This is a genomic window from Citrobacter sp. Ca225 (assembly GCF_030337175.1).
Lineage (GTDB): Bacteria > Pseudomonadota > Gammaproteobacteria > Enterobacterales > Enterobacteriaceae > Citrobacter_A > Citrobacter_A amalonaticus.
In genome coordinates this window covers 58910-78791 of record NZ_JAOWCD010000087.1, presented here as the reverse complement: position 1 = coordinate 78791, position 19882 = coordinate 58910, and the positions used below count along the sequence as shown (strand labels likewise).

20 protein-coding genes are annotated in these 19882 nt (G+C 55.4%); 9 read left to right on the top strand and 11 right to left on the bottom strand.

What is annotated here, in order from left to right:
• Nucleotides 1–61 precede the first annotated feature (61 nt).
• The gene (locus OGW13_RS16365) at nucleotides 62–988 is read left to right on the top strand and encodes an Rpn family recombination-promoting nuclease/putative transposase (protein WP_287116291.1); all 927 of its coding nucleotides are present in this window, start codon (nucleotides 62–64) and stop codon (nucleotides 986–988) included.
• 45 nt (nucleotides 989–1033) lie between these two features.
• Here the strand turns inward: OGW13_RS16365 and yfaU are convergent, their stop codons facing one another.
• From yfaU to OGW13_RS16335, 6 genes are all read right to left on the bottom strand, one after another.
• Nucleotides 1034–1837, bottom strand: a complete 804-nt coding sequence (gene yfaU / locus OGW13_RS16360; protein ID WP_044258552.1) for a 2-keto-3-deoxy-L-rhamnonate aldolase — start codon at nucleotides 1835–1837, stop codon at nucleotides 1034–1036.
• 25 nt (nucleotides 1838–1862) lie between these two features.
• Complete coding sequence (locus OGW13_RS16355; protein WP_044258550.1) at nucleotides 1863–3152, bottom strand: MFS transporter; 1290 nt, start codon at nucleotides 3150–3152, stop codon at nucleotides 1863–1865.
• 56 nt (nucleotides 3153–3208) lie between these two features.
• Nucleotides 3209–4414 (bottom strand): L-rhamnonate dehydratase, encoded by a 1206-nt coding sequence (gene rhmD, locus OGW13_RS16350; protein ID WP_046401879.1) that lies wholly within the window; start codon nucleotides 4412–4414, stop codon nucleotides 3209–3211.
• Between the two features lie 14 nt (nucleotides 4415–4428).
• Nucleotides 4429–5211, bottom strand: a complete 783-nt coding sequence (locus OGW13_RS16345; protein WP_043000045.1) for an IclR family transcriptional regulator — start codon at nucleotides 5209–5211, stop codon at nucleotides 4429–4431.
• Nucleotides 5212–5423: 212 nt separating this feature from the next.
• The gene (locus tag OGW13_RS16340) at nucleotides 5424–6620 is read right to left on the bottom strand and encodes a nicotinamide mononucleotide deamidase-related protein YfaY (protein WP_287116290.1); all 1197 of its coding nucleotides are present in this window, start codon (nucleotides 6618–6620) and stop codon (nucleotides 5424–5426) included.
• Between the two features lie 114 nt (nucleotides 6621–6734).
• Complete coding sequence (locus OGW13_RS16335) at nucleotides 6735–7277, bottom strand: YfaZ family outer membrane protein (RefSeq protein WP_043000043.1); 543 nt, start codon at nucleotides 7275–7277, stop codon at nucleotides 6735–6737.
• A 311-nt stretch (nucleotides 7278–7588) separates the two neighbouring features.
• Here OGW13_RS16335 and nudI point away from each other — a divergent pair, with 311 nt between their 5' ends.
• Complete coding sequence (nudI, locus tag OGW13_RS16330) at nucleotides 7589–8014, top strand: nucleoside triphosphatase NudI (RefSeq protein WP_044258544.1); 426 nt, start codon at nucleotides 7589–7591, stop codon at nucleotides 8012–8014.
• A 48-nt stretch (nucleotides 8015–8062) separates the two neighbouring features.
• On the opposite strand, the gene OGW13_RS16325 is transcribed toward nudI, so the two are convergent.
• The gene (locus OGW13_RS16325; RefSeq protein WP_043000041.1) at nucleotides 8063–8668 is read right to left on the bottom strand and encodes a histidine phosphatase family protein; all 606 of its coding nucleotides are present in this window, start codon (nucleotides 8666–8668) and stop codon (nucleotides 8063–8065) included.
• Between the two features lie 280 nt (nucleotides 8669–8948).
• Between OGW13_RS16325 and arnB the strand changes: the two genes are divergently transcribed.
• The 7 genes from arnB to arnF are packed head-to-tail and all read left to right on the top strand — an operon-like array spanning nucleotide 8949 to nucleotide 16322.
• Nucleotides 8949–10088 (top strand): UDP-4-amino-4-deoxy-L-arabinose aminotransferase, encoded by a 1140-nt coding sequence (arnB, locus tag OGW13_RS16320; protein ID WP_287116289.1) that lies wholly within the window; start codon nucleotides 8949–8951, stop codon nucleotides 10086–10088.
• 2 nt (nucleotides 10089–10090) lie between these two features.
• A complete protein-coding gene (gene arnC, locus OGW13_RS16315; RefSeq protein ID WP_044266219.1) occupies nucleotides 10091–11071 on the top strand; it encodes an undecaprenyl-phosphate 4-deoxy-4-formamido-L-arabinose transferase in 981 nt (326 codons plus the stop codon).
• Complete coding sequence (arnA, locus tag OGW13_RS16310) at nucleotides 11071–13053, top strand: bifunctional UDP-4-amino-4-deoxy-L-arabinose formyltransferase/UDP-glucuronic acid oxidase ArnA (RefSeq protein ID WP_287116288.1); 1983 nt, start codon at nucleotides 11071–11073, stop codon at nucleotides 13051–13053. Before arnC ends, arnA begins: the two co-directional genes overlap by 1 nt.
• On the top strand, nucleotides 13050–13952 hold the full coding sequence (gene arnD, locus OGW13_RS16305) for a 4-deoxy-4-formamido-L-arabinose-phosphoundecaprenol deformylase (RefSeq protein ID WP_287116287.1): 903 nt from the start codon (nucleotides 13050–13052) through the stop codon (nucleotides 13950–13952). The genes arnA and arnD overlap by 4 nt, the downstream gene beginning before the upstream one ends.
• On the top strand, nucleotides 13949–15604 hold the full coding sequence (arnT, locus tag OGW13_RS16300; RefSeq protein WP_044266224.1) for a lipid IV(A) 4-amino-4-deoxy-L-arabinosyltransferase: 1656 nt from the start codon (nucleotides 13949–13951) through the stop codon (nucleotides 15602–15604). The genes arnD and arnT overlap by 4 nt, the downstream gene beginning before the upstream one ends.
• On the top strand, nucleotides 15601–15936 hold the full coding sequence (gene arnE / locus OGW13_RS16295; protein ID WP_044266227.1) for a 4-amino-4-deoxy-L-arabinose-phosphoundecaprenol flippase subunit ArnE: 336 nt from the start codon (nucleotides 15601–15603) through the stop codon (nucleotides 15934–15936). Before arnT ends, arnE begins: the two co-directional genes overlap by 4 nt.
• The gene (gene arnF, locus OGW13_RS16290; RefSeq protein ID WP_043000034.1) at nucleotides 15936–16322 is read left to right on the top strand and encodes a 4-amino-4-deoxy-L-arabinose-phosphoundecaprenol flippase subunit ArnF; all 387 of its coding nucleotides are present in this window, start codon (nucleotides 15936–15938) and stop codon (nucleotides 16320–16322) included. Before arnE ends, arnF begins: the two co-directional genes overlap by 1 nt.
• A gap of 3 nt (nucleotides 16323–16325) precedes the next feature.
• Here arnF and pmrD read toward each other — a convergent pair whose 3' ends face one another.
• From pmrD to menB, 4 genes are all read right to left on the bottom strand, one after another.
• A complete protein-coding gene (gene pmrD / locus OGW13_RS16285) occupies nucleotides 16326–16589 on the bottom strand; it encodes a signal transduction protein PmrD (RefSeq protein WP_044258528.1) in 264 nt (87 codons plus the stop codon).
• Between the two features lie 98 nt (nucleotides 16590–16687).
• A complete protein-coding gene (gene menE / locus OGW13_RS16280) occupies nucleotides 16688–18058 on the bottom strand; it encodes an o-succinylbenzoate--CoA ligase (RefSeq protein ID WP_287116286.1) in 1371 nt (456 codons plus the stop codon).
• Nucleotides 18055–19017: an o-succinylbenzoate synthase gene (gene menC, locus OGW13_RS16275; RefSeq protein WP_109740425.1), complete on the bottom strand. Its 963-nt coding sequence runs from the start codon at nucleotides 19015–19017 to the stop codon at nucleotides 18055–18057. The genes menE and menC overlap by 4 nt, the downstream gene beginning before the upstream one ends.
• A complete protein-coding gene (gene menB, locus OGW13_RS16270; RefSeq protein ID WP_287116285.1) occupies nucleotides 19017–19874 on the bottom strand; it encodes a 1,4-dihydroxy-2-naphthoyl-CoA synthase in 858 nt (285 codons plus the stop codon). The genes menC and menB overlap by 1 nt, the downstream gene beginning before the upstream one ends.
• Nucleotides 19875–19882 lie beyond the last annotated feature (8 nt).

The following is a 19882-nucleotide window of genomic DNA, read 5'->3' as shown; positions in this document are numbered from 1 at the left end:
ATGCAGCCCTTAATGTAACCTCGTATCGTCACGTCACTGGATTCTTTGGTGACGGACAACCATGGCGAAATCAACGACGTCAACACCGCACGATGCCGTGTTTAAAAAGATGATGACCCATCCTGAAATTGCGCAGGATTTTCTTAAGATTCATCTTCCTGAGTCATTATGCAAACTTTGCGAGTTAACCACGCTCAAACTGGAATCCACCACCTTCATTGAAGACGACCTGAGAACCTACTATTCCGATGTTTTGTGGTCGCTGAAAACACGCGAGGGTGAGGGTTACATTTACTGCGTTATCGAACATCAGAGTACCGCCGTGCCGCACATGGCCTTTCGTTTGATGCGCTATGCCACTGCCGCGATGCAACACCACCTTGATAACGGAAATAAAACCCTGCCGCTGGTGATCCCGATGCTGTTTTATCATGGCGAACAAAGCCCATACCCTTTCTCACTGAACTGGCTGGACGAATTTAACGACCCACAGCTGGCGCGGCAACTCTACACGGAAGCCTTTCCGTTGATCGATATCACGGTCATCTCTGACGACGAAATCATGCAGCATAAGCGCATAGCTCTGCTGGAACTGATGCAAAAACATATCCGCGATCGTGATTTGATGGGGCTGGTTGATCGACTGGTCACGCTGTTAATTACAGGTACTGCTAATGACAGCCAGTTGCATACACTGTTTAATTATCTGGTGCAGTACGGCGATGTGTCCCGCTTCAGTGACTTTATCCGTAACGTCGCTGAGCGAGTTCCCCATCACAAGGAGAAATTGATGACGATTGCAGAAAGGCTTCGGCAGGAAGGCCACGACACGGGGCTACAGAAGGGACGACAGGAAGGATTACAAAAAGGCACCAGGAAGGAGGCATTACGTATCGCGCGGATGATGCTGAAGAGCGGGATCGAACGCGACAAGGTGTTGATGATAACCGGACTGTCACTCGACGATATCATGGCAAACAGTCCGTAAAGTCTGACAGATGGCCCGGCGGTGCAGCGCCGCCGGGCTATGGATTTAGTAACTGCTTTTCAGTTTCGGCATCGTCTGACCGGGCTTAAACATTGCCAGCCGCTGATCCAGCGCGTCAGTATACAACATAGTATCAACGCCCACGGCGACAAAGTTTGCCCCCCATTCCAGACATTTCTGCGCCATGAGCGGATCGACGGCGAGAAAACCCGCCGCTTTTCCGGCCGCACGAATGCGCTGGATGCTCTCTTTGATAATCCTCTGCACCTCCGGGTGCCCGCTGTTGTCCGGATACCCCAACGAAGCCGAAAGATCAGCGGGACCAATAAACACGCCGTCAATCCCGTCTACATCGAGGATCGCATCCAGATTATCCAGCGCGGCTTTACTTTCAACCTGCACCAGCAGACAGAGTGACTCATTGGCCTGCGCCATATAGTTTTCAATGCGTCCCCAGCGCGCTGCCCGCGCCACGCTGGCACCGACGCCGCGCTCCCCCACCGGCGGGTAACGGGTTGCAGCAACCACCTGCCGCGCCTGTTCTGCGCTATCGACCATCGGTATCAACAGCGTCTGCGCGCCGATATCCAGTACCTGCTTGATCAATGCCTTAGCGCCTTCTACCGGACGAATCACCGGCTGGCTGGCGTAAGGGGCTATCGCCTGCAACTGATGATAGAGATCCTGCATCGTGTTCGGCGCGTGTTCGCCGTCGATCAGCAGCCAGTCATAACCCGACGTCGCGGCAATTTCCGCCATATAAGAGGTGGTCGAACTCAGCCACAGTCCGATTTGTACTTCCCCTTTGCGGAGTGCGTCCTTAAAAGGGTTTGCTAACAATGCGTTCATAATGATCCTTACAACATGGATAAACTTATTGATGCGCAGCACCCGGTTGCGACGCGGGACGATTTACGCTCAGGGTGAAAATAATCAATGAGCCGATGATGGCGACGCCCGCCAGCGTCAACAGTCCTGCGGCATCGCTGGCAAACATCGTTTCTGCTTTAACACGCAGGATTGGCGCAATAAACCCGCCCACCGCGCCAAACAGGTTCACGAAGCCGATCCCCGCCGCCAGCGCGGTGCCGGAAAGTAATTGCGTCGGCATGGTCCAGAACACCGGTTGTACGGCGATAAAACCGACAGCCGCTACGCAAAGCGCCAGAATCGCCACCACCGGAGACGCCAGCCCGGATACGCCGATGCCAATCCCCGCCGCCAGCAGCGTCAGCGCAGCGACATTACGACGTTCACCCGTACGGTCTGAGTAGCGAGGGATCAGCCAGGTCCCGAACAGTGCGGCAACCCATGGAATGGCAGTCACCACCGACGCCGTGAAGCCGACTTTGGTGCCCAGCAGTGCAGCAACCTGAGTCGGCAGGAAGAAAATCAGTCCGTACACCGCCACCTGAATCGTCAGATAGATAATCGCCAGTTGCCAGACGCGTCCGTTACGCAGGGCATCCGTCAGTTTTGACGTGGTCTTCTTCTCTTCTTCACTCGCCAGTTGGCTTATGAGCGCCGCTTTCTCTTCTGCGCTGAGGAAACGGGCCTGCTGCGGGGTATCATCCAGCCAGAAGAAGGTGAAGACCCCGGCACCAACTGCCAGCAAACCTTCGATAACGAACATCCAGAACCAGCCAGGATGCCCCATGAAACCGTGCATCTCCAGCAGCGCGCCGGACAGCGGCGATCCCAGCGTCAACGCCAGCGGCGCCCCCATGTAAAACAGCCCCATAATGCTGGCGCGGTTACGCTGCGGGAACCATTGCGAGGTGAGATAGATCATGCCGGGGAAGAAACCGGCTTCCGCCGCTCCCAGCAGGGTACGGATAATCAGGAATTTCGCCTCGGTATCCGCCCACGCCATCGCGGCGGAGAGGAATCCCCACAACAGCGTGGTGGTGCCAATCCAGGTTCGAGCCCCCAGCTTGCGCATCAGCAGGTTAGCGGGCACGCCAAGAAAGGCGTAGACCACAAAGAAAATCCCCGCGCCAAGCGCATAAGCTTCGTTGCTCAGCCCGGTATCAATCTGATAGGTCTCTTTGGCAAAGCCAATGTTCGAACGGTCCAGAAACGCCAGTACATACAGTGCCAGCATAAACGGGATTAAACGTGCGCGGTTTTTCTTCACCACGCCGTCAAGAAGAGTGGTACTCATAGCAAGATCCTCAAAGAGATGAGGGCGTTGCCGACGCTGCGGCAACGCACAGGTCATTAGTGGCTATAAGGCCGTTTCAGATTGCAGTCGCGGTTAAGCTCCACGCCGAATCCTGGTTTATCCAGCACGGACTTATGAATGCGGCCCTGTACCGGTACCGGTTCATCAAGCAGAATCGGGTCAAACTGCGGACGCATGGTTGAGCAGTCCGGGCTGGTCATCAGGAACTCACTGAACGGCGTGTTGGTGAAGGTAATCACCGCATGATGTGAGTAGACCGACGAGCCGTGCGGCACCACCAGTTGTCCGCGCGATTTCGCAATCGCAGCAATCTCGACTAGCGTGGTCAGGCCGCCGCACCAGCCGACATCCGGCTGCATGATATCGATACCGGTTTCCGCCAGCGTACGGAAGGACTGCAGTGTGCCGTGGTGTTCACCACTGGTGACCATCATGCCTGCCGGCGCATTGCGTTTCAGTTCGCGATAGCCTTCATACTGCTGTGGCGGTAAACACTCTTCGATCCACTTCAGGTTAGATGGCGCGCAGGCGTGAGCCAGCTTCGTGGCGTAATTCACGTCCTGACTCATCCAGCAGTCCAGCATCAACCAGAAATCCGGGCCGCACTTCTCACGCATCTCCGCCACCATCGCGGCATCTTTGCGGATCCCCGCATCGCCGTCGTGTGGTCCCCAGTGCGTCGGCATTTTGCCGCCAATGAAGCCCATCTCTTTTGCCAGATCCGGACGAGCACCCGTGGCGTAAAACTGAATTTCATCGCGCACCGCGCCGCCCAGCAGTTTGTAGACCGGCAGGCCGACCACCTTGCCAAAAAGATCCCACAGCGCCAAATCAACGCAGGAGATGGTGTTCATCACCAGACCGCCAGAGCCTGAGTAATACATGGTCGCACCGAGCATCTGATCGTGAATGAGTTTGATATCGCTGACGCATTTTCCTTCGATAAAGCGATTGAGGTGTTTTTCAACAATAAAGCACCCCATCTCCCCTGCCGTAGAGACCGCAAATCCCGTCTGTCCGTTTTCGGCTTCAACTTCGACAATCAACGTACCCAGCACGTTAATCCCAAAGGACTGGCGTGACTGTTCGTATTCACGATATTTGCTCATCGGCGTGGCGATATGATCGTCAATCCAGTGATTCGCCCCCTGGTCATGATAATCACCGCCGCCAGCGCCTTTTTCTGCGGTAGCGCCACCGGTAAACCAGGCGCGGACATGTTTAATTTTGGGTAGGGTCATGATGTTCTCCATTATTATGATGCGAGTGAATCGAAGGGACTTTTCCATCCCAACAGACGTGAAATATCCTTCGCGCAGGCAATGGCTTTGCCGGCAAGATAATCACGATTCTCTTCGTTAATTTCTAAGCGAGTGCCAACCACCGAAATGGCGGCGGCGGGTTCGTTATTGGCATTAAATACAGGGGCAGCAACACAGCGTACATCCGGATAATCCTCTCCGTTGTCGAAGCTCCAGCCGCGCTGACGGATGCGTTCCAGTTCATCGCTAAGTTGCTGAGGTTGGGTGATCGTGGTGGGGGTCGCCTGCTCCCACACCAGCTGTTCAATAATGGCGTTACGCACGGCGGCGGGCTGCCAGGCCAACAGGCACTTACCAATACCAGAGCGATACAACGAAAGGCTTTTCCCTTCATGGGAGCGCACGCTGATGGTCGAAGACGATTCCACCTTCAGGATGTAATACGCGCTTTCATGGTCAATGATCCCCAAATGGCAGAGCAGCCCCGTTTCATCCATCAGTTGCGTCAGGCGTGGTCGCGCCAGTTCACGCAGATCCATTTTGCTGAGCGCATGGCCGGAGAGTTCCACCAGTTTGGTCCACAGACAAAAGTTCTCCTGGTGATCGACACTGATAAACCGCTGACGCTTCAGTTCACTCAACAGCAGGTACGCCGTGCTTTTGGGAATACCCAACGTTTCGATAATCGTGGCGGCGCTACAGGGGCCAATCCGCGCAATCAGATTGAGAATATCAATGGCGCGGGTGAGCGCCGGGACTTTGCTTGATTCCAACATACTGGACTCCAGTCTGAGATACTGGAATCAGTGTGATCGGTCGCGTCAGGTAAATTTGTGAAGCGCGTCATATCGCGCCTTTCTTCCAGCAGAATGGAGAAATTACGTGCAGGAATGTGAGGTGACGCACGGATTTTTTCGTGGGGAGTACAATGGGTTGGACAAAAAAAGAATCAGCCCGAAAAACGCAATGCCTTCGGGCGAGGTAAAGACTACAGCGTCAGGGATTCAACCACCTCAATCCAGCCGTGTTCGCTGGCAATATCCTGCTTGTTGAACCAGCGACGTAACATGTTTAGCGCCATCATCGCACAGACCTCCTGACGGACCAGCAGACTGTGACGGGTCACGCTGAAATGCACGCGCAGGGCAAACGTCCCGTCGGGGGTCGCCAGCGCAAAATTCAGGTGATCGTTTTCCAGCCCGGAGATCGCCAGCGCCAGTCCGGCGTAATGGTTATCGCGCCGTTCTGTCGTCCAGTGCGCAGTCTGCGCCAGCGTCTCTTCCTGCGAAGGCACCACTTCACTGGCCAGCAGCGGCGCGCCCACGCGGGAGAGCTGCAGTGCCACCACCCCGCCGGTGAACTGCTCGCTCAGCGTCAGGCTGAGCTGCCTTTTCTGCAACTCGCGGGCGATTTGCAACGGAAGTCCCTCGGTACCTTCAAAAATCAGGCTTTGGCCAGCAACGCGTTTGACCTCCTGCCACAGACTGCGCATCGCTTCGCGCTGGGCATACGGTCCGGTTAATTTCAGTTCGATAATCGGCATCGAAGAACGGTAACCCAGCGTCACCCCTTCTGGTAATGAAAGCGAGTCGAGGCTTTGCGCCAGATCGCTTTCCGAACGACCAAAGGTGGTCAGACGCAGACACAGCGGCGGTTCAGTGAGAGAGAAGCGCTCGCGCAGACGCGGCAGGATCTCATGTTCTACCATCACCTTAAATTCTGACGGTACACCCGGCGTAAAGAACATCAGACAGCGATTAAGCTGTACCGCGAAACCACAGGCGGTGCCGACAGGATTATTGATGAATTCAGCGCTGGCGGGCAGTTCCGCCTGTTTGCGGTTGCTGGGCGCCATCACTCTGCCGCGCTCGCGGAAGAATCGTTCCATCTCGGCAAGCCAGGCTTCGTGCAGAACCAGCCCTTCCCCTTTCGCCGTCGCCGCAGCAAGCGCGCTGAGATCGTCACTGGTCGGCCCCAGTCCACCGTTGACGATCAGTACGTCAGCATGCTGACTCCGCTCGCGCAGAATGGCGACCAGGCAATCGAGGTTATCGCCCACCGTATTACGACGGGTTAAGGGCAATCCCTGATTAAAGAAAAAATCGGCCAGCCAGGCTGCATTCGTGTCGACGATTTGCCCGTGCAACACTTCATCCCCGGTGGATAACATCTCCACGTTTAACATCGTGTTCTCCTGCTTTTATGATGAAAACACTATAACGCAAAGGGGGAAGTGGCGTGGTAGAGAAATATCAGGAAGGTAACAAAAGTGGCGCGGCAGAAGACCGCGCCACCAAAATCAGAAGCTGGCATTGACCCCAACATACGGGCCGTCCGCAATGGCGTTATCACGATTGCCGTCTTTACCCGCCAGGTTGAGGTAGCGATAACCCGCTTCGATGCTGAGCGGACGCATGATCGTCAGACGCGCGCCGGCATTCGCCTCTTCATAGCTCTGGATCCCGCTGGATAACGAGTCCGGTGAGTAGTAGTACTCGCCGAACAGGCGGAAACTGTCGCCTATTGGCCACTGTAATCCACCGCCAACCGCAGCAGCATAGCCTTCATCACTGTCGTTCGGGTTGGTATAGACCCCTTTGCCGCCCACCGTCGCCATCAGCGGACCGAGCGGTAGATTTAGCCCCAGCCCCAGACCCGCGACGTCGCCGTCGTCATCGCTATGCATCCAGTTACCGCTTAGCGCCAGTCCCGTGGACTCGGTGCCAAAGCCGACGCCAACGTTGGTATATTCCTTACCCGCCTGTCCGCTGATGCTCATTGCACTCGCAGAGGCGGAAACGAACAGCATTCCCGCTATGCCAAATAATACGCTTTTTTTCATTTTTACCCTTTCCAGCAAGCAAATACGTAAAGTTCCCCAAAGCCGCAGGATTGTACTGCCAGCGCTAAAGGAATCAATGAGCTAAAAAAGCGATCGTGCGGCATTTTGTAACTAAATAATACCGTTCAGAGACAAGAAGAGTCCCGTTAACCCTCTTTTCCGTCCGGAAAAGCGCCAGGATACTATTTTTTATTCATAGCAATCCATCAAAGTACATTTCTCATATGAATAGAAAATAAACATTTTCTCCCCTGTTGCCAGGGGATAAACTTTTCCCTGCTAACACTCCCTCTGCTTCAAGGAACATTACCGTGCGTCAAAGGACTATTGTTTGCCCCTTAATACAGAATGCTGGAAGTTATCTCCTGTGCCAGATGGCCGACGACCGGGGCGTTTTCCCGGGCCAATGGGCGCTGTCTGGTGGTGGCGTTGAACCAGGCGAACGCATTGAAGAGGCCCTGCGCCGTGAGATTCACGAAGAACTGGGTACTGAGTTGGTTCTGACTGATATCAAACCCTGGACCTTCAGCGATGATATCCGTACCAAAACCTACCCCGATGGCCGTCAGGAAGAGATTTATATGATTTACCTGATTTTCGACTGCATCGCTGCCAATCGTGAGGTACATATCAATGACGAGTTTCAGGCGTTTGCCTGGGTCAAGCCGGAAGATTTAGCGAAATACGATCTGAACGTTGCGACGGTGAAAACCTTAACACTGAAAGGGTTATTGTAATATTTGATGACAGCCATTACGGCTGTCATTTTTTATTCATAATAGGGGTTAGAGTGATACCAGTTTGCCATCAAGGAATAATTTTCCCTTATCGACATGCATCACCAGGCCGTCCAGATAATCCGGGGTCAATTTTACACCCCGCATATTTTTTGCCAGATATGTCAAACAATGATTGTGGGTAAAAATTACCACATCTTTATTTTCCGACTTATTGGCTAAACGCTCAATGGCCTGATAAGTCCCCCGCCCACAGGCATGCATGCCTTTATCTACCGTCAGTTTTTTATCCGCAGAAAACCAGGTCGCTGACTGAATGGTGCGTACCGTATCGCTGGCATACAAATCGTAGTCTTTTATCTCTTTACCAAACGCGGCGCCCAACGCACGGGCTTGCTTCGCGCCATGCTCGGTAATGCCGGTTTTATCCGACAGGCAGAGATTGTCTGACCTGTCGCAGCGCTCGGCATGACGAAACAACACCACCACCGGATGCTGTTTTGCCAGTACCGCCAGGGTACGGGAATCGATTCGCGGCAATCCGTTACTACTCCAGGCGAAATGACTGCCCAGCCCTACCATTATCACCAGCGCTGATAACAGGATAACCGTATATTTTTTGGATTTAATGAAATACTGGGACACGATAAACACAATAAACTCCACCCGTTACCGGCGAACAGAAATATCACTTTACGGCACACCGCTTAATCAAAGGCATGATCATTTAAGTGGGAAAAATGCCCGAAAACCCTGGCCAATGCAAATGCAATATAGAGAAAAAAGGATATATTTTCTTAACGTTAAGTTCTTAAGGTTAAATTAATATTCAGCCACTATTATTTGGCTCTAACTGGATAATCCTCATTTAGCCTCCTGTTTATGACTTAATAAATAAGAGGATCGCAGTATCCAAATGGCTAAAGGAAATATAATGTCTGATTTTCTGCCTTTCTCTCGCCCGGCGATAGGTACGGAAGAACTTGCCGCAATCAAAGCGGTTCTTGATTCCGGATGGATTACGACCGGCCCGAAAAATCAGCAACTGGAAGAGGCCTTCTGCCAGCTGACGGGAAACCACCACGCTATTGCCGTCAGCTCCGCCACGGCGGGTATGCATATCGCCCTCATGGCGCTGGGAATCGGTGCCGGTGATGAAGTCATCACCCCGTCAATGACCTGGGTTTCCACCCTGAACATGATTGTGCTATTGGGCGCCACCCCAGTGTTGGTGGATGTCGACCGCGACACGCTGATGGTCACCGCTGAGCACATTGAAGCCGCCATAACGCCGCGCACGAAAGCTATTATTCCCGTCCATTACGCCGGCGCACCGGCCGATCTGGATGCCATTTACGCCCTTGCAGAACGTCACGGCATTGCGGTTATCGAAGATGCCGCCCACGCGGTCGGGACTTATTATCAGGGTCGTCACGTCGGCGCACGAGGTACCGCGATTTTCTCCTTTCACGCCATCAAGAATGTCACCTGCGCAGAGGGAGGACTGATCGTCACCGATGATGAGCCACTCGTCCGGCAGTTACGCGCCCTGAAATTCCACGGACTCGGCGTGGATGCCTACGATCGCCAGACCTGGGGTCGCGCGCCTCAGGCCGAGGTACTGACACCAGGTTACAAATACAATCTAACCGATATTAACGCAGCGATGGCGCTGGTTCAGTTAGACAAACTAGAGACACTAAACCGTCGCCGGGCAACTATCGCCCACGCGTACCAACAAGCGCTGGCCGATCTGCCGTTTCAACCGCTGAGCCTGCCGTCATGGCCCCACGTCCATGCATGGCATCTGTTTATTATTCGTACCGACGAAGAGCGCTGTGGCATCAGTCGTGACGCGCTGATGGAGGCGCTCAAAGCCCAGGGAATCGGGACCGGTTTGCATTTTCGCGCGGCGCACACGCAGAAATATTACCGCGAGCGCTTTAACACTCTGTCGCTCCCCCATACCGAATGGAACAGCGCACGTATCTGCTCGCTACCGCTGTTTCCTGATATGACCCCGGCGGATACCGCTCGTGTCATCACCGCACTTCGCCAGATTGCAGGTAAATAACCATGTTTGAAGCCCTTCCGATTACAAAAGTGTCGGTGGTGATCCCTGTCTATAACGAACAGGAAAGCCTGCCGGAACTGTTCAGGCGAACCACTGCGGCCTGCGAGAGTCTGGGAAAAGACTATGAAATCCTGTTGATTGATGACGGTAGCAGCGACCACTCTGCCCGGTTGTTGATCGACGCATCAGAAGCTGAAGGCAGCCACATCGTTTCGATTTTACTCAATCGCAACTACGGGCAGCATTCCGCCATCATGGCGGGATTCAGTCACGTTACTGGCGACCTGATCATTACGCTCGATGCCGATCTGCAAAACCCGCCGGAAGAGATCCCGCGTCTGGTGGCAAAAGCCGATGAAGGGTATGACGTCGTTGGCACCGTACGCCAGAATCGTCAGGACAGTCTGTTCCGTAAAACCGCCTCGAAGATGATCAACCATCTGATTCAGCGCACCACGGGCAAAGCCATGGGCGACTACGGCTGCATGCTTCGCGCCTATCGCCGGCACATTATCGATGCCATGTTGCATTGTCATGAGCGCAGCACATTTATCCCGATTCTGGCGAATATTTTTGCCCGGCGCGCCACGGAGATCCCCGTTCATCACGCGGAACGTGAATTTGGTGATTCCAAATACAGCTTTATGCGGCTGATTAACCTGATGTACGACCTGGTGACCTGCCTGACGACGACGCCTTTGCGCATGTTGAGCCTGCTCGGCAGCGTCATCGCCGTTACCGGATTTACTCTGTCGATACTCCTCGTCATTCTCCGCCTGACGCTGGGGCCACAATGGGCGGCTGAAGGGGTATTCATGCTGTTTGCCGTTCTGTTTACCTTTATCGGCGCGCAGTTCATCGGCATGGGATTACTCGGCGAATATATCGGTCGAATTTACAACGATGTCCGCGCCCGCCCCCGCTATTTCGTCCAGCAAGTTATTCGTCCGGAAAGCCCGCACTCTACAAAGGAAAATCAATAATGAAAGCCGTTGTCTTCGCGTATCACGATATGGGCTGTCTGGGCGTTCAGGCCGTGCTCGACGCCGGCTATGACATTGCCGCCATTTTTACACATGCGGATAATCCAGGAGAAAACACGTTTTTTGGCTCCGTTTCTCGCCTGGCCGCTGATGCGGGGATCCCGGTCTACGCCCCGGATGACGTGAACCATCCAATCTGGGCTGAGCGTATCAGCCAACTCGCTCCTGACGTTATTTTCTCTTTCTATTACCGTCATCTACTCAGCGATGCAATTCTGGAACAGGCTCCGGCTGGTGCATTCAACCTGCACGGTTCACTCCTGCCAAAGTATCGCGGTCGCGCCCCGTTGAACTGGGTGTTGGTGAATGGCGAAAGTGAAACCGGCGTGACGCTGCACCGCATGGTCAACCGCGCCGATGCAGGCGCCATTATCGGGCAACAGCGTGTCGCTATTTCGCCTGACGATACGGCCCTTACGCTACATCATAAGCTTTGCCAGACCGCCCGACAGGTGCTGGAACAGGCACTACCCGCTATCAAACGCAGAGAGACGCGTGACGTTTTGCAAAACGAGAGCGACGCAACGTACTTTGGTCGTCGCACGCCTGAAGACAGTTTCCTGACGTGGAACCGACCGGCAACGACGCTGCATAACATGGTGCGGGCGGTCGCGGCCCCCTGGCCGGGCGCGTTCAGCTATTCCGGCACGCAAAAATTCACCATCTGGTCATCCCGCGTCCACTCACAGCCCCAGACCGCGCAACCGGGTACCGTGATTTCCGTCGCGCCCCTGCTGATCGCCTGTTCCGAAGGCGCGCTGGAGGTAGTGACCGGACAGGCGGGTAACGGCATCACCATGCAGGGTGCACAGTTAGCGCAGGTACTCGGCCTGGTTGCAGGCTCCCGTTTAAACAGCCCATCGCTGGCTGCCAGCAAGCGCCGTACCCGCGTGCTGATCCTCGGCGTGAATGGTTTTATTGGCAACCATCTTACCGAACGCCTGCTGCGCGAAGACCACTACGAAATCTATGGTCTGGATATCGGCAGCGATGCGATTGGCCGCTTCCTCAACCACCCGCGTTTTCATTTTGTGGAAGGCGACATCAGCATTCACTCTGAATGGATCGAATATCACGTTAAGAAATGCGACGTGGTGCTGCCGCTGGTGGCCATTGCCACGCCAATTGAATATACCCGCAACCCACTGCGCGTCTTTGAACTGGATTTTGAAGAAAACCTGAAAATCATTCGCTACTGCGTGAAATACCGTAAGCGGATCATTTTCCCCTCGACTTCTGAAGTGTACGGGATGTGTACCGACAAAGTGTTTGATGAAGACAGCTCGAATCTGATTGTCGGGCCGGTCAATAAACCCCGCTGGATTTACTCGGTGTCCAAACAGCTTCTCGACCGTGTCATTTGGGCCTATGGCGAAAAAGACGGGCTCCGCTTTACCCTCTTTCGCCCCTTCAACTGGATGGGGCCGCGACTCGACAGCCTGAATTCTGCGCGAATTGGCAGCTCACGCGCCATCACACAGTTGATCCTTAACCTGGTGGAAGGCTCGCCGATTAAGCTTATCGAAGGCGGAAAACAGAAACGCTGCTTTACGGATATCCGCGACGGCATCGAAGCGCTGTACCGGATCATTGAAAATGCGGGGGGTCGCTGCGACGGTGAAATCATCAACATCGGCAACCCAGAAAACGAAGCCAGCATCAAGGAACTGGCGGAAATGCTGCTGGAGAGTTTCGACAAACATCCACTGCGCCATCATTTTCCACCGTTTGCCGGGTTACGGGTGGTTGAAAGCAGCAGCTATTATGGCAAAGGCTATCAGGATGTGGAGCACCGTAAGCCCAACATCCGTAATGCAAAACGTTGCCTGGACTGGGAGCCTACCATCGATATGCGCGAAACGGTTGACGAGACGCTGGATTTCTTCCTGCGCAGTGTAGAACTCACGGAACATTCATCATGACAAAAGTCGGCTTGCGTATTGATGTCGATACCTTCCGCGGCACCCGCGAAGGTGTGCCGCGCCTGTTAGCGTCATTGAGCCGATACCACATTCGGGCAAGTTTTTTCTTTAGCGTTGGGCCTGACAACATGGGGCGCCATCTCTGGCGCCTGATTAAACCGCAGTTTCTGTGGAAAATGCTGCGCTCAAACGCCGCGTCTCTTTACGGCTGGGATATTTTGCTGGCCGGTACCACCTGGCCGGGAAAAGAAATCGGTCGCGCAAACGCCGAGATTATCCGTGAAGCGGCACGCCAGCATGAAACGGGTCTGCACGCCTGGGATCACCACGCCTGGCAGTCCCGGAGTCCTCAGTGGAGCGAACAGCAACTGATCGCCGATATTTCACACGGGATCACCGCCCTGGAGGCGATCACCGGCCAGCCCGTGACCTGTTCAGCCGTCGCGGGCTGGCGCGCTGACCAGCGTGTGGTGCTCGCCAAAGAGGCATTTCCTCTGCGATACAACAGCGACTGCCGCGGCTGGGCGCCGTTCCGTCCGGTTCTCGGGGCTGAAGCGTTCGCTACGCCACAAATTCCGGTCACGTTGCCCACGTGGGATGAAGCGGTGGGTCGTGAGGTTCAGGCAGAGGATTTCAACGACTGGATCCTCTCCCGAATACAGCGGGATACCGGTACGCCGGTGTATACCATTCATGCCGAAGTCGAAGGTGGTGCCTGGCACAGCCAGTTTGAGGAACTGCTCCAGCGTGCGGCCGATGCGGGCATCACCTTCTGCCCACTTGGCGATCTCCTGCCTGAGGATCACAACACCTTGCCGCCGGGAGAGATTATTCGCGGTCACATCGCGGGAAGAGAAGGATGGTTAGGCTGCCAGCAAGCAATGAGTGTCATACGATGAAAAACACCCGTTATTATCAGATACTGGCCGCGCTAATCGCGTTCTGGTACATCATCCCCATCAACCTGCGTCTGTTGTGGCAACCTGATGAAACACGCTATGCCGAGATCAGTCGTGAAATGCTGGCCTCCGGCGACTGGCTTGTTCCTCATTTTCTTGGCGTCCGTTACTTTGAAAAACCCATTGCCGGGTACTGGATCAACAGCATCGGGCAGGGGTTGTTTGGTGCGAACAATTTCGGCGTTCGCGCGGGCGCCATTTTTGCGACGCTGGTCACCGCCGTGCTGGTGGCATGGCTTGCCATGCGCCTATGGCGCGATACGCGTACCGCCCTGCTGTCGGCCATCATCTTCCTGTCGTTGTTTATTGTCTACGGGATTGGCACCTATGCAGTGCTCGATCCGCTGATTGCGCTCTGGCTAATGGCGGGACTGTGCTGCTTCTGGCAGGCGATGCAGGCCACCACCTGGCAAGGGAAAAGTGCAGGGTTCTTGCTGCTGGGCGTCACCTGCGGGATGGGCGTGATGACCAAGGGTTTTCTGGCGCTTGCGGTACCGGTGCTCAGCGTTCTGCCGTGGGTCGCCGCGCAGAAACGCTGGAAAGATCTGTTCCTCTTTGGCGGATTAGCGGTCATCAGTTGTGTCGTCGTCATTCTGCCGTGGGGACTGGCAATCGCCCAACGTGAACCCGATTTCTGGCACTACTTTTTCTGGGTCGAACACATCCAGCGTTTCGCGATGGATGACGCCCAGCACAAAGCGCCGTTTTGGTACTATCTGCCGGTGCTGATCGCCGGAAGCCTGCCGTGGCTTGCGCTGCTTCCCGGAGCCTTAAAGACCGGCTGGCAGACGCGAGATGAATCGCGCAGCGCATTCTATCTGCTCGGTTGGATCGTAATGCCGCTGGTGTTTTTCAGCATCGCGAAAGGCAAATTACCGACCTATATTCTGTCCTGTTTCGCCCCGCTCGCCATACTGATGGCGAGATACGGATTGAACGCAGCGGAAAAGGGCTTTGCCGCGCTGCGCATCAACGGCTGGATCAATATTCTGTTCGGCGTCATCGGGATTATCGCTACGCTGGTTGTCTCGCCGTGGGGACCGCTGAAATCGCCGGTCTGGATGCACATTGAGGTGTATAAGGTTTTCTGCACGCTGGGGATGTTTGCTCTGTGGACTTTTTTCGGCTGGTATACGCTGACTAACACCGAAAAGAGCTGGATTTATGCCGCGCTGTGTCCCGTGGCGCTGGCGCTGTTGTTTGGTTTTTCCGTGCCCGATCGGGTCATGGAATCCAAACAGCCACAGTTTTTTGTCGAGATGACCCGGGAAAACCTGGCGCCAAGCCGCTACATTCTTACCGACAGCGTAGGCGTCGCCGCCGGGCTGGCCTGGAGCCTGAAACGCGACGACATTTTAATGTACGGGCAAACCGGCGAGTTGAAATATGGCCTTAACTATCCCGATGCTAAAGGCCGGTTCATTCGCTACGGCGATTTTGCGGACTGGCTCAGCCAGCACCGCCAGGAGGGGATCATTACGCTCGTGCTCACTATCGCGAAGGATGAAGACATCAACCGCCTTGCCATTCCCCCTGCTGACAGTATCGATAATCAGGGGCGTCTGGTGCTGATTCAGTATCGTCCCAAATGATCTGGCTGGTATTAGTACTCGCCAGCCTGCTCAGCGTTGCAGGGCAATTATGCCAGAAACAGGCAACGCTCCCCGTGCCGACCCGCGCGCGAAGACGCCATGTTGCCCTGTGGCTGGGGCTGGCGCTCGCCTGCCTTGGCCTGGCGATGATCCTGTGGTTGTTGGTATTGCAGAACATTCCCGTGGGTATCGCTTACCCGATGCTCAGTCTCAACTTTGTCTGGGTCACATTGCTGGCATGGAAAATCTGGCGTGAACCGGTGGCGCTTCGTCACTGGCTGGGCATCGTCTTGATCATCAGCGGTATTTTTATTCTGGGGAGTGCGGCGTAATGGGATTACTCTGGGGACTGTGCAGCGTGATCATCACGTCCGTCGCGCAACTGGGCCTGAGCTTTGCGATGGCAAACCTGCCGCCGATGACACAGTGGCAGACGTTTATCCCGGTGCTGTTCTCCCTCCATACCGGTACGCTCGTGCTATTCACCAGTTTAGTGGGCTATCTGCTGTCGGTTTTCTGCTGGCATAACGCGCTGCATCACCTCGCGCTGAGCAAGGCTTATGCGCTGCTCAGCCTGAGTTATGTGCTGGTGTGGGTGGCGTCGATAATCTTACCCGGCTGGCAGGGCACGTTTTCTCTGAAAGCACTGCTGGGCGTACTGTGTATCATGGCCGGACTGATGTTCATTTTTCTGCCCGCACCGCGGAAAACGCGCTGACGTTTATTTGTTCCCCAACAACGTCTTCAGGCGCTCCCACTCGTCACAGGTATAATTTCTGGCATCCAGAATCTTCACCGTCCGCCCGCTGTCACGGTTGACGGAATACAGCGCATCCTTCTGCGGAGAAAGGATATCACCGGCATTCACCACAATGTCAGACTGGACTTCAGCGATCATTTTCAGTGAACCGCCGGCATCACTTAACACTAATGCATGCTTCCCTGACCTTTTGTCATAGCACGACTTCTTCACCTGCCACTCCATTGCATACCTTTACGTATCGGGAACTTTTACATTACGTTACACAGTAGCAGATAAACAAAGTGGCAATGGGCATCAATTGGTAAAACTGCGAAGTGAAATTAATGTTTTCCTAATGTTTCATTCACCCAATCAACGACGGCACGCCGGGATATCTTGATCCCCCCATTTTTCAGTTCGGCAGGCAGAGAAAGCCAATGTACCGGCTGCTGGAAACGTGCCAGTTTGTCTTTCACCCATTCGTTAAGTTCTGTCTCTGCGACGTCTGCGTCACATTCCACCACCGCCACCGGTCGATGACCAAATTCGGCGTCCTCGATCGGCACGATAAACGCCTGCAGCACGTGAGGATGCGTAACAATGACCCGTTCCACCTCTTCGGGTTGTATCCCCTCTCCGCCGCTAAAAAAGAGATTATCCAGACGTCCGGCGATGGTCAGTTTTCCGTCATTCAGCACGCCGCGATCGCGTGTGGCAAACCAGCCTTCATCGTTAACCAGCGAAACCAGTTTATCGTCTCGCCAGTAGCCTTCCGCCATACTGGCCGCCCGCAGCCAGACTTCATCATTTACGATTCTGACTTCTCGTCCCGGTAAAGGCATACCGACATCAGCCAGACCGTCCGCCTCTTTTGCACATACCGTTGAGGCAAATTCCGTCAGGCCGTATCCGCACCAGCAGCGAATGCCCTGCGCGCGCGCCTGCTCGGTTAACGCCACCGGAATCGCCGCGCCACCCAGCAAAACGGCTTTCAGCGCCACCGGCGTCTGGTTCACCAGCAGTCGCCAGAGTTGCGTTGGCACCAGCGAAGCATGGGTGCATCCGGCCAGCATCTGTTCCAGCGGCTGTTTTTCCCGTACCGTCATCCGCGCCCCGGCCACTAACCAGCGCCACAGAATCCCCTGTCCGGAGACATGAAACAACGGCAGAGAGAGCAGCCAGTCGTCCTCTGTTGCCAGCGGCATCAGCGACAGCACACCGTCAGCACTGGCAATATGCGCCTGACAGGTATGAACTGCCGCTTTCGGTAGACCGGTCGAACCGGAGGTCAGCGTCATGGAACACAGACGCTGCGGCTGCCAGTCGACGGCATGCTGCCCGTTCGCGTTCAGGCAGTTCAGCGGGATCAGAAAGGGAAAGCGGTTTTCTCCCTCCAGGTCCAGCGCAAACTGCAGCGTGAGATCGGGCAGCAATGTTGCCAGTAAGGCGTGAGGAAGCTGCGGGTTGACCGGCAGGATCCGTGCACCGCACTGCAACAGCGCCAGCCATGCCAGCAGTGTCTGCGGATGATTCCAGGCGCGCAGCATCACGCCGCAGCCTTCGGTAACCCCCTGTGCGGCAAAACCGCTCGCCAGGGCATCAATACGCGTACAGAGCGTGCGCCAGCTTAGCACCTCATCATTCAGGCGTATGGCTGGCGCGTCTCCCTGAACCTGCCGCCAGTATCGCCACGGCCAGTCAGGAAAGGTCATCGCAGGCGTTCCAGGGCTGATTCGTCAATCAGTGGTAATGGACTTCCCGGCCAGCGACGAATCTGCTGCGCCTGCATCAGGCTCAGCGTATCCAGTCCCGGAATGGTGTCTGGCGTCAGCCACGCGGCAATGCGCGCCAGTTGGGTCAGACCCAGGCTCGACTCGATGGATGAACTGATCACCGCCGTCAGCCCCAGTGTATGCGCGGCCTGTACCTGCTCACGCACTTTTTCCAGCGACCCGGTCAGCGTCGGTTTGATCACCACTGCACGTACGCCCTCTTCTGCTTCAAAGACAAAATCCGCCTCACGCAGGCTTTCGTCCCAGGCGATAGCAATCCCGGTTTCACGGGCAAAGGCTCGCGAGTCGTCGCGCGTTTTGCACGGTTCTTCGAGGAAGGCGATGCGGTTACGGTAGTCCGGGTTCACGTACTTCGCGAACTGCTGCGCCTTCAACGGCGTCCAGGCGCGGTTGGCATCCAGCCGCAGCCGCAGTTCCGGGATCGCCTCCAGCAGCAGGTTGACCACCATGCCGTCGCGAACCGCTTCGTACAGTCCGACCTTCACCTTCGCGACTTTTTCGCCGGGCATATCCGCCAGTTGCAGCACCAGATCGTCCGGATCGCCGGTACACAGCGGCGCCGCCCGATAGTCTGCGGCTTCAGGCAGCGTTCCGGCTATTTCCGCCAGCGCACAACTGACGCCAAAGGCCACAGAAGGCATGTCAGGCAATGCATCTTCTCCCTGCAGCCAGCCGTCAACCCAGGCCAGCAGCGCAACCTGCGCCTCTTCCTGGGTTTCCTGACTGAATCCCGGCAGTGGGGAGATCTCTCCCCATCCCTGACGCTCGCCGTCGTGCAGGCGAACATACAGCCCGTCACGCGTTTTTAACCGCCTGTCGCGCAGAACCACCCCCGCGTCCATGGGGATCTGCCAGCGGTATACCTGCGCGCTACGCATTACGGATTCCGTTGGAATTTGCTGAAATCAGGCTGACGTTTCTGGTTGAAGGCGTTACGGCCTTCCTGACCTTCTTCCGTCATGTAGAACAGCATGGTGGCGTTACCCGCCAGCTCCTGCAAACCGGCCTGACCATCACAGTCGGCGTTCAGCGCCGCTTTCAGGCAACGCAGCGCCATCGGGCTGTTTTGCAGCATTTCACGACACCAGCGCACGGTTTCTTTTTCGAGTTCAGCCAATGGGACAACGGTGTTCACCAGCCCCATATCCAGCGCCTGTTTGGCATCGTACTGACGGCACAGGAACCAGATTTCACGCGCTTTCTTCTGCCCCACGATCCGCGCCATGTAAGACGCCCCCCAGCCGCCGTCAAAGGAGCCGACTTTCGGGCCGGTCTGCCCGAAGATGGCATTTTCAGCCGCAATCGTCAGGTCGCACATCATATGCAGCACGTGACCACCGCCAATGGAATAACCCGCCACCATCGCCACGACCGGCTTCGGACAGGTACGGATCTGGCGCTGGAAATCCAGCACGTTCAGGTGATGCACACCGGAGTCATCCTGATAGCCGCCGTAGTCGCCGCGAACCTTCTGGTCGCCGCCGGCACAAAAGGCTTTATCGCCTGCGCCAGTCAGAATAATCACGCCCACGTTATCGTCGTAACGGGCATCCGCCATCGCCTGAATCATCTCTTTGACGGTCAGAGGACGGAATGCGTTGCGCACCTGCGGACGATTAATGGTGATTTTTGCGATACCGTCGGTCGATTTCTCATAGCGAATGTCGGTGTAGCCTTCCGAGCAATCGTGCCATTCTACCGGTGCGTAAAGCATTGTTTCATCAGGATAGATCATAGTGTGTC